The organism is Mesorhizobium sp. M2A.F.Ca.ET.067.02.1.1 (genome assembly GCF_004023285.1).
GTDB lineage: Bacteria > Pseudomonadota > Alphaproteobacteria > Rhizobiales > Rhizobiaceae > Mesorhizobium.
Map to the genome: position 1 here is coordinate 1 of NZ_RZSB01001418.1, position 472 is coordinate 472.

General features: G+C 63.6%; 1 pseudogene. It reads right to left on the reverse strand.

The window, feature by feature from the left end:
• A pseudogene (eno, locus tag EOA28_RS38125) lies at window positions 1-472 on the reverse strand (phosphopyruvate hydratase); the annotation flags it as partial.

The following is a 472-nucleotide window of genomic DNA, read 5'->3' on the forward strand; positions in this document are numbered from 1 at the left end:
CGATGGTGATGATCGGATAGTCGGAAGCGAGCTTGGCCAGGTACTTGGCCTGCGCCTTCGGATCGCGGGTCTTCTTCTCGCCCTCATAGACGTAGTTGCCGTCCTTGAAGAACTCGGTCGCCGCGCAGTCGAGGCCAAGCGCGACATCCTCGCCGGGCTTGAAGCCAGCCTTCTCGATCGATTCCATGATGAAATCGAGCGCCGACGGCGCGCTCTTCAGGTTCGGGGCGAAGCCGCCCTCGTCGCCGACATTGGTGTTGTGGCCGGCATCCTTCAGCTTCTTGCGCAGCGTGTGGAAGATCTCCGAGCCCCAGCGCACGCCGTCGCGCAGCGTCGGCGCGCCGACCGGCAGGATCATGAACTCCTGGAAGTCGATCGGGTTGTCGGCATGGGCGCCGCCATTGATGATGTTCATCATCGGCACCGGCAGGATATGCGCCTTGGCGCCGCCGAGATAGCGGTAGAGCGGCAG